The sequence below is a fragment of the Dulcicalothrix desertica PCC 7102 genome, from assembly GCF_003991905.1.
GTDB lineage: Bacteria > Cyanobacteriota > Cyanobacteriia > Cyanobacteriales > Nostocaceae > Dulcicalothrix > Dulcicalothrix desertica.
In genome coordinates, this window is sequence record NZ_RSCL01000001.1 from 803,762 (window position 1) to 818,004 (window position 14,243).

At 38.3% G+C, this 14,243-nt stretch carries 11 protein-coding genes; 5 read left to right on the forward strand and 6 right to left on the reverse strand.

Features of this window, described 5'->3' with window-relative positions; genetic code table 11:
• Nucleotides 1-53: 53 nt before the first annotated feature.
• The 5 genes from DSM106972_RS03540 to DSM106972_RS03560 form a co-directional block, all read right to left on the reverse strand.
• A complete protein-coding gene (locus DSM106972_RS03540; RefSeq protein ID WP_127078854.1) occupies nt 54-1,892 on the reverse strand; it encodes an ABC transporter ATP-binding protein in 1,839 nt (612 codons plus the stop codon).
• 497 nt (nt 1,893-2,389) lie between these two features.
• Nucleotides 2,390-3,118 (reverse strand): peptidylprolyl isomerase, encoded by a 729-nt coding sequence (locus DSM106972_RS03545; RefSeq protein ID WP_127078856.1) that lies wholly within the window; start codon nt 3,116-3,118, stop codon nt 2,390-2,392.
• A 78-nt stretch (nt 3,119-3,196) separates the two neighbouring features.
• On the reverse strand, nt 3,197-4,528 hold the full coding sequence (locus DSM106972_RS03550) for a beta-barrel domain-containing protein (protein ID WP_127078858.1): 1,332 nt from the start codon (nt 4,526-4,528) through the stop codon (nt 3,197-3,199).
• Nucleotides 4,529-4,534: 6 nt separating this feature from the next.
• Complete coding sequence (locus DSM106972_RS03555; protein ID WP_233787766.1) at nt 4,535-7,294, reverse strand: peptidase domain-containing ABC transporter; 2,760 nt, start codon at nt 7,292-7,294, stop codon at nt 4,535-4,537.
• 56 nt (nt 7,295-7,350) lie between these two features.
• Nucleotides 7,351-7,875, reverse strand: a complete 525-nt coding sequence (locus tag DSM106972_RS03560; RefSeq protein ID WP_127078862.1) for a helix-turn-helix domain-containing protein — start codon at nt 7,873-7,875, stop codon at nt 7,351-7,353.
• A 548-nt stretch (nt 7,876-8,423) separates the two neighbouring features.
• Between DSM106972_RS03560 and DSM106972_RS03565 the strand changes: the two genes are divergently transcribed.
• The 5 genes from DSM106972_RS03565 (at nt 8,424) to DSM106972_RS03585 (ending at nt 13,792) form a co-directional block, all read left to right on the forward strand.
• Nucleotides 8,424-8,675 (forward strand): hypothetical protein, encoded by a 252-nt coding sequence (locus tag DSM106972_RS03565; RefSeq protein WP_127078864.1) that lies wholly within the window; start codon nt 8,424-8,426, stop codon nt 8,673-8,675.
• A 95-nt stretch (nt 8,676-8,770) separates the two neighbouring features.
• Nucleotides 8,771-9,952 (forward strand): aminoglycoside phosphotransferase family protein, encoded by a 1,182-nt coding sequence (locus tag DSM106972_RS03570; protein WP_127078866.1) that lies wholly within the window; start codon nt 8,771-8,773, stop codon nt 9,950-9,952.
• Nucleotides 9,953-9,978: 26 nt separating this feature from the next.
• Nucleotides 9,979-11,073, forward strand: a complete 1,095-nt coding sequence (locus tag DSM106972_RS03575) for a T3SS effector HopA1 family protein (protein WP_127078868.1) — start codon at nt 9,979-9,981, stop codon at nt 11,071-11,073.
• Nucleotides 11,074-11,172: 99 nt separating this feature from the next.
• On the forward strand, nt 11,173-12,630 hold the full coding sequence (locus tag DSM106972_RS03580) for an efflux RND transporter periplasmic adaptor subunit (RefSeq protein ID WP_127078870.1): 1,458 nt from the start codon (nt 11,173-11,175) through the stop codon (nt 12,628-12,630).
• Nucleotide 12,631: 1 nt separating this feature from the next.
• A complete protein-coding gene (locus DSM106972_RS03585; protein WP_127078872.1) occupies nt 12,632-13,792 on the forward strand; it encodes an ABC transporter permease in 1,161 nt (386 codons plus the stop codon).
• Nucleotides 13,793-13,889: 97 nt separating this feature from the next.
• On the opposite strand, the gene DSM106972_RS03590 is transcribed toward DSM106972_RS03585, so the two are convergent.
• On the reverse strand, nt 13,890-14,198 hold the full coding sequence (locus tag DSM106972_RS03590; RefSeq protein ID WP_127078874.1) for an alpha-amylase inhibitor: 309 nt from the start codon (nt 14,196-14,198) through the stop codon (nt 13,890-13,892).
• Nucleotides 14,199-14,243 lie beyond the last annotated feature (45 nt).

Sequence of the window (14,243 nt, forward strand, 5' to 3'; positions counted from 1 at the left end):
ATTGTTGTTTATGATGCCGAAAAAAGCTTAACCGAGCAGTATTGCCATTACTCCTACTTATAGCTGCTAGCTTGACGAGTAAACATCAAATGATACTGTCCCTCTAATCTCATTAATTCATCATGAGTTCCCATCTCAATAATTTGACCGTGTTCTAAAACAACTATTCGGTCGGCGAGTTTTGCTAAAGCAAGACGATGGCTAACTATTACCGCAATTCTCCCTTTCGCTAAAGTGCGGAAAATTTCGTAAATTTCATTTTCCGTTTTTGGGTCTAAGTTCGCTGTTGGTTCATCAAGTATAACTAATTCAGCGTGAGATAATCGCAGCAAAGCACGAGCAATAGATAAGCGTTGCCATTGTCCCCCTGATAAGTCAACCCCACCTTCAAGTTGTTTACCTAAAAGAGTTTCTAGACCATTTTCTAATTTATCAATTACCTTCGTCATCCCTGTTTCAGCTATAGCTTCGGTGATAGCAGCATGATTTTGTATATCTGGAAGATAGCCAAAGCCAATATTTTCTCGAACAGTGGTAGGAAAGCGAGCATAATCTTGCATGACAACGGCGATGCGTTTGCGTAGTTCTTCGATGCTAAAGTCTCTTAAATCCTGATTATTCCAAATAATGTTACCTGCGCTGGGGTCGTATAAACGACATAATAATTTCGCTAAAGTTGTCTTTCCGGTGCCGTTTTCACCCACCAGCACTATCATCTCGTTTGGTTTAATCGTCAAATTAATGTCGCGTAAAATTTGGCGTTCGCTATTTGGGTAGCTGAAAGATAAGTTTTGAATTTGAATTCCTTCCGAGAGAAGTGGAGAATGGGGAATAGGGGTTAGAAAATTTTTTGTTTGTGGAGATAATCTTGGTTTTAACTCTAAAAGTTGGAAAATGGGGGTAGTGGCTAGAGAAACATCATATAATTCTCCACCACCAAAAATAAGGAACATTAAACTACGCTGTACTTGTAAAATTACGCCGCTATATAAAGCCAAATCTCCAAGAGTATTTTTTTTAGCTAATACTCCAAAAACTATATATACATAAGGTAAAGCGATACCCAAACCACTAAGTAATGACCAAGCAAAAATTTCTTGACTTCCACGACGGCGAATTTTTTCCATTCCTTTAAACATAGTTTGAAAAAGCCCTTTCCACCGCTCTAACAGTAAGCTTTGGAGATGAAATAAACGCAACTCTTTAGCGTAAGCCTCCCCACTTAGCATCATCTTGTATAAATTCATTTCACGCGCGATAGGAGCTTGGGTTTCTTCGGCTCTCCAACTGAGTTTGCGATATTTCATATCTACATACAGAGCAGGAGTTGCACAGCTAAATAAAATAAACGGCACCCACCAAGCAAGGGAAGCAGAAAGCAATACAGCAGGAACAAAAATAAAAAAGCCCTGTAATGTCTGAACTAGTCGAAAAGAAAGCTCTTTAAGTCGCAGAACACCTTTTTCTGTTAACTGAACTATGTTGAGTAAATCAGGTGATTCAAATAAAGCAATGTCCTGAAAATTGGCAATTTTATCTAGTACTTTCAGTTCAACAAAACCCTGAACTCTATCTGCCAAAGTGGCGAAGAAAAAACTCGTAATAGTTCCCACAGAATCAGCAAATAAATTCAGCAGTAGTAAAATTGCTATGCTATAAAGTAAAGAATAGTGAGAAGTAACTAGATCGACGGGATTTTCTACTGTCTGTGTGCTGAGAATCTTAGTAATATCATCAATGATCAACTTGTTCAACCAAACAACAATACTTGGTATTGCTCCTGCAAATAAGGTCAAAATTGTCACATAACGTAGCTCCCGTGGAGCAGCTTGCATCACCACAACTACACTGCGGTGAAGCGCTTGGAAGGTTGTTGATTGTATGACTTTCATATTACGTATTTTTTCGTAGAGAATAAAAGCACAAACGCACCATTAGCTTATGTGAAGGCACAAAAGCAACATGCCTAATATGGACAATTATTTGTTGAAGTAGCCAATTACTCAGATTTATTTACCTTGGGAATTATTCACCTGCTCAATTACGAAGACGGAAAAATTTTAGCCTTCACACTGTAACATAATATTTCAATATGTTACATCTAACTTATGGTAGTAGACAGATACAGCAATTTTCTGAGATGATTTAAATAATAGAACAGGTAAGCACTGTTAAAAAAAGTCTAAAAATATACATAAACCCCTCTCCAAACCTGCCAGCGATTCAAGGGTCAGAAGCTAGATGTGCGACAGCACGTCCAATATAACGGGGTATTTCGGCAATTTGATAGGCATGACATTAGTCACGTTATTTTTTTGTTGAAACGTGGCTAAAGTCATGCTTTGCCTTTTAGAATGGAAGCAGACTAATACTACGGAAGCTTCCCATTTTAACGGTAGGATTCAAATTCCTCAATTCTTTGTTTTAACCAATTATCAAATAACTCAAAGAGAATTTTTGCATATAGTGTTTCATCTAATTGCGGTGTAATTATTTCTTCAACAAAAATTAAATGTACACCTTCTGAAGTTATAACTGGCTTAATAATTTGCGGTGGAGTGGCGCCGAATACAGCAGCAGAAATTTCTGGTTTTAAATCGTTGCGACTTTGTATACCTTTGTATCCACCATAGCGACGAGCTTCTGTATCTTGAATATATTGGTGAGCAATTTCAGGAAAACTTATATCTTCTTCGCTGACAGCATAAAAAAGTTCCATCGCTAAATCTTTATCATCAAGTATGACTTCATACATAACGACTTGTGTGTAATCAAACTGATGTTCGATAAAAAATTGTTGAACCTGGTCTGCGAATAAATGTTCTGTTAATTTTGATGTCAGAACATTGTGATAAACTAATTCCTCAAACTCATCTAAAGATAGATGATTTTTTTCTAACCATAGCCAAGTTTTATCAGCGCTAGAAAGATTATTGATTAGGCGCAAGTTATCTGCTGCTTTTTGTAATTCCTCTGCTTCTATTTTAATACCTGCTTCTTGTGCTGCATGTGTAATAATCTTGCGAGTGATTATTTCCTCGACAATAATGCTCACTTGACAAGATAACTTCATTTGATAAAGTAACTCATCATTAGATATATTAAGAGATTCCAACATGATACAACTCCTATAAAATAAAATCGTAGGTTGGGTGGAGGCTTTGCGGAACCCAACATAAAGAAATCCAACATTAAATTAAAGCTTTAATCCATCTTTTTGCAGCTTTTTAAATGGGTCTAGCAGAAAATCAATTATGCGTCGCTGTCTGACAATTACTTCAGCAGTTGCTGTTTGACCTGGTGTTAAATAAACACGTTTATTTTGGTTTTGAATATAAGTTTGTTTCAGCGTAATTTCTAATTCATAATTTTCTTGCTTTCCTTGAGGGGCTTCTACAATTTTCGAGTCCGGTGAAATCCAGCTTAAATTACCTTCTAGTACTCCATATTCTTGAAATGGATAGGCATCAAATTTTAGTTTGACTGGCATTCCTATACGCAAAAAGCCACTTTCAGTACTGGGCATTTCGGCTCTAAATATAATTGGTACTCCTTTTGGCGCCACTTGAGCAACTGTTTGTCCTGGTTGTAGAACTGCTCCAGCATGGTTTACACTTAATTGAAAAATCGTGCCATCAGTAGGAGCGAATAGTGTTCGCTGCTGCATTTGCACTTGTAAGGAGAAAATTTGTTTTTTCGTTTGAGCAATTTCTGATTGCACATCTACATGCTGAGATTGTAGTTCTTTAAACTGTTTTTGAGTTTCTAAAATTGCTAGTTCACCTGTACGATTATTGCGTTGATTAGTGCTTTTTTGTTTGCCAATTTCGGTAGTCGCTTGTTCGATATCTGACAGAGCTTGCTCGCTTAATCGTTTGCGTTCTAACATAACACCTTGTACTTCTTCTAATTTACTCTTGGAAATGGCGCCTTGTTTCCACAAAAATTTATGACGCTTAACATCGTTTTCTGCGACAGATAGACGCCCTTTTTCAAGGATGTGTACTTTTTTACTAGAGTTGACTCGTTGTTGAATTTGGTTAAGTTGAGCGAGTTGCTCAGAATCTTGAGCTTGATTTTGTAGTTGCTGAGTACGACTCGACGCTTGCAATTGGTTTTTTAGTAATTCAATTTGATTAATACGATTATGCAAACCCTCAAGCTTTGCCTGAGCTTGTTGTAGTTCAGCGCGCGCTAATTCTGAGTCTAGTTTGAGTAAAATTTGCCCTTTGGTTACAATTTGACCTTCTTTAATATTAATAGCTGTAACCGTTCCAGATACTGGTGCATCTAATTTCAAAACTTTACCTTGAGGCTCAAGTCTTCCTCTTGCACTACCTGTCTCGTCAACTTTAGATAGCATTGCCCAAGGTAAAACTGTTGCTGCAAATACTATAAGAAAATAAACCAGTCCGCGCGTCCAAACAAGCGGTAAAGCATCAATTATTTCCTTGGTGACAGTAGACCATTCATCAATTACAGATTTAGAAGGTTTTACTTGACGATTTTGATTTAGGGGTTCTTGCATGATAGATTAATTTGGAACTTGTTGTTGGTTGAGGTAGAAGTACAGACCACGTTTAGCCATTAATTGATTGTGATTTCCGCTTTCAACTAGTAAGCCTTTGTCTAGTACTAAAATTAGGTCAGCGTTGCGTACTGTTGAGAGACGATGGGCAATTATTAGGGTTGTTCTTCCTTTAAGGATTTTGCTGAGGTTATTTTGAATTATTCGTTCTGACTCTGTGTCAAGACTGCTTGTCGCTTCGTCTAAAACCAATAATTGGGGATTTCCTAATAATGCACGCGCGATGGCAATACGCTGTCTTTGTCCACCAGAAAGCATTCCACCACCTTCACCAATTTGAGTTTCGTAACCCATTGGTAGTGAGTTGATAAATTGATGGGCGCCTGCTAGTTGACTTACTTCAATAATTTCTTCTAGCGGAGCTTCTGGGTAAGCAATACTAATGTTCTCGTGGATAGTACCACCAAACATAAATGTATCTTGGTCAACTACACCTATTTGTTGTCGCAGCGAACGTACAGAAACAGTACTAATATCGGCGCCATCAATAAGTATTTTTCCATCGGTAGGTAAATAAAGTCCTAGAAGTAACTTGGCTAGTGTTGTTTTCCCAGAGCCACTACGCCCTACTAATGCTACAATCTGACCTGGTTGTACTTCAAAGTTAATGTTTTCCAGAATGTTGGCATCAGCATCTTTTTGATAACGAAATGTAACGTTTTTGAAACAAACATGACCGTTAATTGGAGGTAGAAAGTTAAGATTACTAGATTGTAAATCTTCTTCTGGTTTAGCTTCAATTACATCATTGATTCGCTCAATTGCAATAATTACCTCCTGCAATTCATCCCATAACCTTGTTATTCTTTGGAAAGGGTTGATGACATTACCAAGCAACATATTAAAAGCGACTAACTGCCCAATAGTCAGTTCATTGTGAATTACCTGCCATGCTCCTAACCATAATAATCCGATAGTAGCCAACATTTCAATAGATGAGCTAATACTTTGGATTACGTTTCCAATTAGTTGCCCAGAAAAACTAGCTTTGATTGACTTCCCAAACAATTCTTCCCATTTCCAACGTACTGTTTGCTCAATAGCCATCGATTTGATAGTGCTAATTCCTGTTAAAGATTGAATTAAATATCCAGTCTCTTCATTAGAAGTAGCAAATATTTTTCGTGAAACACGTCGCAGAAAAGGGGTAGCACACAATGCTAGTAATATATATGGTGGTAAAATTATTAAAGTTAGTAGTGTTAGTCTCCAACTGTACCAAAACATTAATCCCAAATATACAAATACTGTAAGCATATCCATAAATATAGATAGTGCTTGGTCTGTAAAAAACTTTTGGATTTTTTGATTTTCTTGAACGCGCGAAATAATATCTCCTACGTATCGTGACTCAAAGTAAGAGAGAGGTAATCGAAAAGTATGATTAATAAAACCAACAATCAGCGCTAAATCAACTCGATTTGCAGTATGGTCTAACAGGTATTCTCTTAGTGCAGTTAAAGCAATTTGCATTACTCCAAAAATTAATAATCCTAGTCCGATAGCAGTCAAGGTTAACTCACTCCGCTGAACTACAACTCGGTCTAAAATTAACTGAGTAAATAGCGGTGTAACTAACCCAAAAATCTGAAGTAAAACAGAAGCAAATAATACCTCAATCAATACAATTTTATGAGGTCTTAAGAGTTTTAGAAATACCCATAGTGGCTGATTTTTCTCATCAACGTCTTTCAGTACAACAGTAGGTGTTAGTAATAAAGCGTACCCAGTCCATCCAGCTTGAAATTCTTCATTGGTAAGAACACGTTGACCAATTGCTGGGTCTGCAATCACAACGTACTTAGGCGCCACTTCATAAACTACAATATAATGCTTCCCCTCCCAGTGAGCAATTGCAGGTAAGTTGTGCGTTCCCAATTTATCGAGACTAGCTTTTACAGGTCGAGTGGCAAACCCAACACTCTCTGCCGAGAAAGCCAAATTTCTTAGCGATATACCATTGCGGTCAAACTCGGCAATAGAACGCAGATGATTTATACTAAAATCCTTACCCCAATAACGACCTATCATTACCAAACAAGCGGCGCCGCAATCAGCAGCACTTTGCTGCTCAAACAAAGGATAGCGACGAATAACTTTTTGCCACCAATGGCTTACTTGTAAAGTGGGGCTAGGAAAATAAGCCTGATTAATTTTAGATTTGGGATTGGGGATTTTGCTCTGCACATCAACAGATTGGCGAATTGCAACTTCCGACTTAGAATTTGAAAATTCCTCTGTTTTTTTATTTTTGGTTGGTACGGCGCCCGACTGGTGAAATTGAACTATCAATAAATCTTTTTGAATTGCTTGATGATGTAAATGATTTTTGACATTAGGATGTTGTTTGAGTAAAGGCTTTAACAAATCACCATTGAGGTAACAAAGTTTTAAATTTAATGAAGCTTTAGCAGAGTACGCTTGAAAATGCTTATCTGAAAATAAAGTTACTTCACCAAATGACTCACCTTCAGACAGAGTAACGATTAAATTGTCAGCTTTATCGAATAATCTGACTTTGCCAGCAAGAACCAAGTAAATGCCAACTGCCCCATCTTCTGCCTGCCAGAATTGTTTTCCTACTGGCGGCTCAACGATTTGAATTTTTTCATGTAGAGACGAGATATATCGCGTCTCCACTCCAAACATATGAGCTAGCTGTTGACTGATATTTTCTAAATCCAAAACAAATTTCGTAGATTTCATGACCTTATTAAAAAAACGTATCACAGCACCTTCCACAAGAACAAAACAACCATCCGCTACATCCGTTGCATCCGTTGCAGTGGTAAATCCTCAATTTTAATCCTTTGCAAATGGATATGTTGATTTTCTTCAACTTTATCTTTCCTTGGTCGAGTCGAAAGACCCATTTCTTTAAGCAGACGATTAATATGGCAACTACTAACTTGAACTCCAATTTCTTTTACCAAATGCTTTGCTAACCATTGCGCTGTCCAACGTCCAAATGGATAACCATACTCGCGCGGACTATGACTCACCAGTTCCTTTAAACGCATAAGATAAGAATCATTCACAGTTTTTGGGCGCCCGATACGACGGTCATCCCATAGATGTGCCTTTCCTGTTTGTGCAATCACAATCCAATAACGCGCGGTTTCTGGACAGCAACCTAAAGCTTTACAAATTTCCGCCTGTGATTTCCCCGCATCAGCAAACAATATAATCTCTATGCGCTGACGATATTCCGCGCGCAAATTAGTTTCCAGGTTTTTTAGCAAAAGTTTTCTTTGAAAAGGCGTTAAGTACAAGCTAAGATTTTCCATAAAAAATCCCTCCTACAAAGCTTTCAATCTAATACCCCAATTTCTTTGGGTAATATATGCCTCTCTTTCGGACTCAAAACACCTGATATTCTGCAATCTGTTACAAAGCTTTACAATATTTCATAAAAAACCTTGAGAAAACTGTCACAACTGTAGTTCCGCTGATGTGCCGTTGCAATACCGCCTATAACCTCCAACTTCATAATGCATGGCGTGCGAATACGGGAGCAAGTGGCACATAAAAAACGTAGGGTGCGTGACGCTACAGAAACATTTCAACGTAGTTATAAGACTTATAGCGTCACGCACCGACTTATGGTTGTGACAATATCGTAAATCCTACAATTTAAAGAATTAAAACAAAACATCTTTAATTATGCATAAACAATAAACTTTAAAACCTTGATTTTATTATTTTAAATTTACACAATAGTAATTAAATTACGTCTGCTATCGTTTCTAGGATTGTTAGTTTCTAACTAGTACCTCAAGTAGCACGTTATTTATAGCTAATCTAATTCAAAAAAATTTCATCTAAGAGGAAAACAATGGCTACTATCAAAATTTCCAATTTGCGTCCGACTGGCGCCGAACTTTTTTCAGATTCCGAAAGCTACATGAATGAACTGGGTGACAGCGAACTAGTTAGTGTCAATGGTGGACTAACTTCCCCTCTTTGCATTGTAACTGCTATTAGAGTCGGATATGCTGCTGCTCGTTCCTCACAGCAATGTGCTATAGGCATAGCAGGAGCAATTGGTGGTGCTGGTCGCTTGGTGGAACGTCTACGCAAAAAATAACCTGAAATGAGAGCATTCCAAATGTGTAATAAGCCTCTAGGCTATGTACAAAATTGGGATGCTCGCCTAAGCCAAATTTATAATTAAGCAGAAAAATGACACTTTTTTTAAGTTCAAAAAACGTTTTTGATTATTTACTCGCAGAAAAAATTTGCACTCAAGAAGAGCAAGATTTGAACAAAGTTGAATTTAAAGATGCCAAAAATTTTAATTTGTTACTGACTTTACAAGATGGGCGTAAATTACTTGTCAAGCAGGAACGTTACAACCAAGAAGGAAAAACTGTCGGCGAATTTTTAGGTGAATGGCAAATTCAAGAATTTATTGTCAAAACTTCTCAACTTTCCCACATTCGCCCATTAATCTCTGAAATGCTTCATTTTAATGCAAATCATTCAATTATTATCTTCAACTATCTCAATGACTATGGCGATGTCACTGATTTTTATGTAAAGAAGAATGCTTACCCAACCACAATTGCAGCTTCAATTGGAAAAGCTTTAGCTACAATCCATCGTGACACTTTAGATTGTCAGGAATTTCAAAACTTTTTATCTCAAAATCTTGAGGATGTAACCATTGACAAAGTTACTAGCTTTATTCATGGAATAGAACGAATTAGTCCAGAAGTTTTTGGGCTGGTTCCTGCTGATGGTTTGAAATTCTTTGCTCTCTATCAGCGCTATGATAGTCTGGGAAAAGCAATTGCAGAACTCAATACTGCCTTCAAACCTTGTTGTCTAACCCACAACGACCTCAAGCTTAACAACATCCTTTTACATCATGATTGGGAGCAAGCTATCTCTAAAAAAGAGCAACCAATTAATAGTATTATTCGGCTGATTGATTGGGAACGCGGCGCCTGGGGAGACCCTGCATTTGATTTAGGGATGTTGATTGCTAGCTATCTACAAATTTGGCTCGATAGCTTGGTTGTTAATAAATCTATTGATATCGAGGAATCTTTACGCCTAGCTATGATACCGCTTAACATACTCCAACCGTCTATTGCTGCCCTTGCTAAAGCTTATTTCAATAACTTTCCAGAAATGATCGAGCGTCGTCCTAATTTTTTGAAACGAGTTGTGCAGTTTTCTGGCTTTGCTTTAATTCAACAAATTCAGGCAATGCTCCAGTACCAAAAATCATTTGGCAATACAGGTATTTGTATGCTTCAAATTGCCAAGAGTTTATTGTGCCGTCCAGAAGAATCAATCCCAACTATTTTTGGTGTGGCAGAATTTGAACTCACTCACCTCAATGATTCTCTTACTTAACTAGTTTTTAGTCGCACCCTAATATTATGCAATTATTGGATTTTCCTCAAAGTCAACCGCAAACTTCTGTGTTAAATCGAGTGCTGGAGTCTTTTAAAGATATCGCTAGCAATGTTAAGATTAACTCCAATTTCTGTATTAGTCACCCAGCTTATGAACCCTTTGAACTTCCTGCTGAGGTAGTAACCCGTTTTCAGCGAATACCTTTAGAACTTCAAAATAAGTATTTGAGTTTACAACTGCAAAGTTTTATTTACGGTATCTATTACAACGGTTCTATGCAAGTAGGCGGAAGTGCAACAAACCTAGCATTTGGTCAAAACCAAGAAAACAATACTTTTTTGGGAATCAACCTAGAGTTTTATAAGCGTCTACATACAAGTAATAGCGGTGAAGGTTATTTTGAACCTGGTTGGTTGGTACTGTGTCAGGAAAGTGATGGTAGTCTTGCCGTAAAAAGGGGTGGTTTAACTTTGCATATCGACCGCCAACAACATCTACAACTAAGTGAACAATGCGCTAATATCGGCGATTTAGTTTCCATCCGGATGCCTCGGAATTTAGTTCAAAATGGATTTTATGTGGCAGTTAGCAATGCTGGTGCGAATACTTATCCTCAAACAGTAAGAATTTACTTTAATTTAAGTCCCGAAGGTGCGGTCATCGTTATGGAAAGCCTTACACGGCAACTAAATGAAACTAAAATTCCTTTCACATTTAAAGTACTATATGACCCTTCTGACTACAAACGCTACGACTCTGGAGTATTATACTTTGAGCGCGGCGACTATAAAACAGTTCTACAAGTACTTAAGAATATTTATATAGAAAACCAGTTTCATTTTCGTAAGGATATACCTCTGTTCACAAAATTGCTGGCGCCAGGGCTTAGTATAGCAGAAGAGCCAAATTCTAAATTTGCTGACTCAGAAAGCTTTGGTACAAATCGTTGCCAAATAATTGCCAATGCGTTGCTAGAAGCTCGACAACAAGGCAATGAATCAATAGATTATCGAATGAATTGTATCCACAAACATTTTTTTTTACTGGGAATTGACTTACAACGACCTTACCTTAACGCCAATTCTCAAGATATATATACAACTTTTGACCTATCCTAATAGCCGAACAGGCGCCACTGTCATAAGTTAAATTATATATATTTTTTTTGCTCGCGTAACTTACATCTTGCACCACCGACCAATCTATAAGCTACGTCTATGTCCAAGCGTACAAAGAAACTCAAGACACTCATTAGATGGCTAACCTGGTCGGGAGTTTTGGCTACAACTTGCGCTGGAAGCTGGCTAGTTTATGTCCATCAAAAACGACCAACTGAGTCAGTGGCGCCTGTTGTTACTGTAGAACGCGGCAACATTGAAACTACAATTAATGAGAGTGGTATCCTTGAACTGCGTGGTCAGCAAACCCTTAAATCTCCATCAGAAGGCGCCGTTGAACAAGTATTAGTGAAACTTGGAGATAGAGTCAAAGCCAAGCAACCATTAATTATTTTGCGAAACCCCGAACGTCAAACTATTCTCGCTAACCAGCAGTTGCTAATTCAAAAACAGCAACTTACCCTGGCAAATAACCGTCAGAAAGTAGCTGAAGCACAGAAAAAGTTAGAAGTAGCTAAAAAGGAGAATAACACTAATAAACAATTACAAATTCAGAAACAGCGACTGACCTTAAAAGGTAATCGCCAAAAAGTTATTGAAGTTGAAGAAGAACTTAAAGACGAGGAAAGGAAATTTCAGGAACTTGAAGCTCTGGATAAAAAAGGCTTTATTCCCAAAAATGAACTCCGCACCCAAGATGAACAACTTCGCCGTGCAAAATCTGCTGTACGCGCGGCTCAGTTAACTGTTAATAGCGATACATTTGAACTGCAAAACCTTCAAATTGAACTGCAAAATACCCAACAGCAAATGCAAAGCAAAATCATGGAAGCTGAATCTGCTTTACGGGAAGCTCAGTTAGCAGTTAATACTGAAACCCGTGAACTTGAACGGCTTCAATTGGAGTTACAAAAAATTCAGCAGCAACTCCAGAATAATGTTCTGAGTGCCCCTATTGATGGTGAGGTTCTCGATATTAAAATCAAAGACGGCGAAGGAGTTCAGCTACGTACCAACATGCTTACTATCGGCGACCCTACCCAAGAACTTGTATCACTTCAACTTTCTACTCTAAATGCCGCTAAAGTCCGCGTCAATCAATTAGCTAGCATTAGTATTATCGGTCCTAATCCTCAGTCGTTCGAGGGACGAGTACAGAGTTTATCTCCCGTTGCAACCGCATCTTCTGGGAGCGAAAATCAAAACAACCAACAATCAGGGCAACCTGGACAGGCAACAGTATCCGCAAAAGTGCGACTAAATAAACCTTCTCGCAAGTTGATTCTTGGTAGCCAAGTAAACGTCGAAATTGTTTTACAACAGCGTCAAAATGTAGTGGTTTTAAATACAGAAGCAATTCAGCGCTCTGAAGAAAAGCTATATGTTTTAGTACAGGATAAACAAGGCAAAACTCACAAGAAAAATATCACTTTAGGTATAGAGGGGTTAACTGAAGTAGAGGTGACATCTGGTTTACAACCTGGTGAACAAGTAGTGTTACCTACAACTGATTCCAATTCTCCTCAAGACAAATCACAAGAAAGTGACAGCGAATAACATGAGTATCACACCTTTTGATCTACTAAATCTTACTATTCGTTCTTTAAGCGGCAACCCTTTACGCTCCACCCTAACTACCTTGAGTGTTTTTATAGGTGTAGCTGCGGTGACAGCAACGCTTCAAGTCGGTAGCATTAGTCGGTCAGTTATTGCCCGTCAAATTGCAGAGCGAGATGCACCCCAAGCTACAGTATTCCCAGAGTCTCAACTTAGGTTAGAAGACATCAAATTTTTGCAACAAAGGCTTGTGGGGTTAAGAGCAATTAGTGCCTCCAGTTTCCCAACTTCTTCTCGAACTCTATTTCAAGATCAGGAAGCTAATCCTTTAATGCTGGGTGTCTCCCAAAACTTTTTGCTTACATCAGGTAAACAATTAGTAAGGGGGCGATTTTTTACAAAAGCAGATTTTGTTAGCTATCGACCTGTGGTAGTAATTGATCAATTTCTTGCAAATAAACTTTTTAAAAACCAAAAGCCTATCGGTCAGCGTATCTATACCGAACGCCGACCTTATATTGTTGTGGGGGTGGTGAAAACTAGTGTTAGTAGCAGTGACGCACCTGAAGGTGAGATAATGATACCAATGTCAGTTTACAACGCTTTAATGGGTAGTCGGCATATTGGAGCTATTTGGATGCGTCCTCATAAGCTCGAAGACCTAAAACATTTGGAAGATAAAGCAAAAAACCTTTTGGAGCAGCGTTTTCCAGGTCAAAAATTTGATGTTAGGAACAATATTGAAGACATTTTAGAGCAACAAAAAACTCTTGAACTCGTTTCACGGGCACTAGCAGCAGTAGGAGTTATTTCTTTATTAGTGGGAGGTGTTGGAATTGCTAATATTACCATTGCCACTGTATCGGAGCGTACTTCTGAAATTGGTCTAAAGCTGGCAATTGGCGCCACAAAACGAGACATAATGTTGCAATTTATTCTTGAAGCGACGCTTTTAAGTCTATTAGGGGGAACTGTAGCAATATCTATGGTGCATGGGTTGACGTTGGTAGTTGCTAATAGCTTTGATTTACCCTATCAATTTGAAAGCAACACAGGCGCCTTATCTTTAGGGTCAGCGCTATTAGTGGGAGTAGGCGCCGGTTTTCTTCCAGCTCTGCGTGCGAGCCAGTTAAACCCTGTTACAGCTTTGCGTAGCACTTAGTATTATTTCTGTTCTCTCCTAATTTAATAAGCTCCCAAGTGGGAGGTCTTGGGAGCATTATATTTAAAGTAAATCCAAACTATTGTCAGAGTTCAAATCAACATCTTTCTAGCCTATCGAAATTACCAAATGTCCATGTAAATCTAACTATTCCGTTCGGGTTGATAACTTTACATGCTGAGTCCCGTCCAAAAGCAATAATAAGCTTCACCCGTTGTTGGGTTCGACATTGATTTTGCACCGTTAAACTCTTTCTCGCTTGACTTCTTACCACAACACAGCTTGGCGCCGGAGCAGCCAATGATGGTGGAACTGTACCAGCAAGCGTCAGAGTCGCTGCGGTTGTACCGACAGCAGCTATACGAGCTAGTTTTGCAAAATTATTTTTGATGGGGTTAACGTACATCTTTATCTCCTCTAAAATTCATACTTTCAAAAATGAAAACAATCC

Coding starts and splice junctions, on each gene's coding strand:
- DSM106972_RS03540 (WP_127078854.1), bottom strand. CDS start 1,892: ATGAAAGTCATACAATCAACAACCTTCCAAGCGCTTCACCGCAGTGTA.
- DSM106972_RS03545 (WP_127078856.1), bottom strand. CDS start 3,118: ATGTTGGAATCTCTTAATATATCTAATGATGAGTTACTTTATCAAATG.
- DSM106972_RS03550 (WP_127078858.1), bottom strand. CDS start 4,528: ATGCAAGAACCCCTAAATCAAAATCGTCAAGTAAAACCTTCTAAATCT.
- DSM106972_RS03555 (WP_233787766.1), bottom strand. CDS start 7,294: ATGAAATCTACGAAATTTGTTTTGGATTTAGAAAATATCAGTCAACAG.
- DSM106972_RS03560 (WP_127078862.1), bottom strand. CDS start 7,875: ATGGAAAATCTTAGCTTGTACTTAACGCCTTTTCAAAGAAAACTTTTG.
- DSM106972_RS03565 (WP_127078864.1), top strand. CDS start 8,424: ATGGCTACTATCAAAATTTCCAATTTGCGTCCGACTGGCGCCGAACTT.
- DSM106972_RS03570 (WP_127078866.1), top strand. CDS start 8,771: ATGACACTTTTTTTAAGTTCAAAAAACGTTTTTGATTATTTACTCGCA.
- DSM106972_RS03575 (WP_127078868.1), top strand. CDS start 9,979: ATGCAATTATTGGATTTTCCTCAAAGTCAACCGCAAACTTCTGTGTTA.
- DSM106972_RS03580 (WP_127078870.1), top strand. CDS start 11,173: ATGTCCAAGCGTACAAAGAAACTCAAGACACTCATTAGATGGCTAACC.
- DSM106972_RS03585 (WP_127078872.1), top strand. CDS start 12,632: ATGAGTATCACACCTTTTGATCTACTAAATCTTACTATTCGTTCTTTA.
- DSM106972_RS03590 (WP_127078874.1), bottom strand. CDS start 14,198: ATGTACGTTAACCCCATCAAAAATAATTTTGCAAAACTAGCTCGTATA.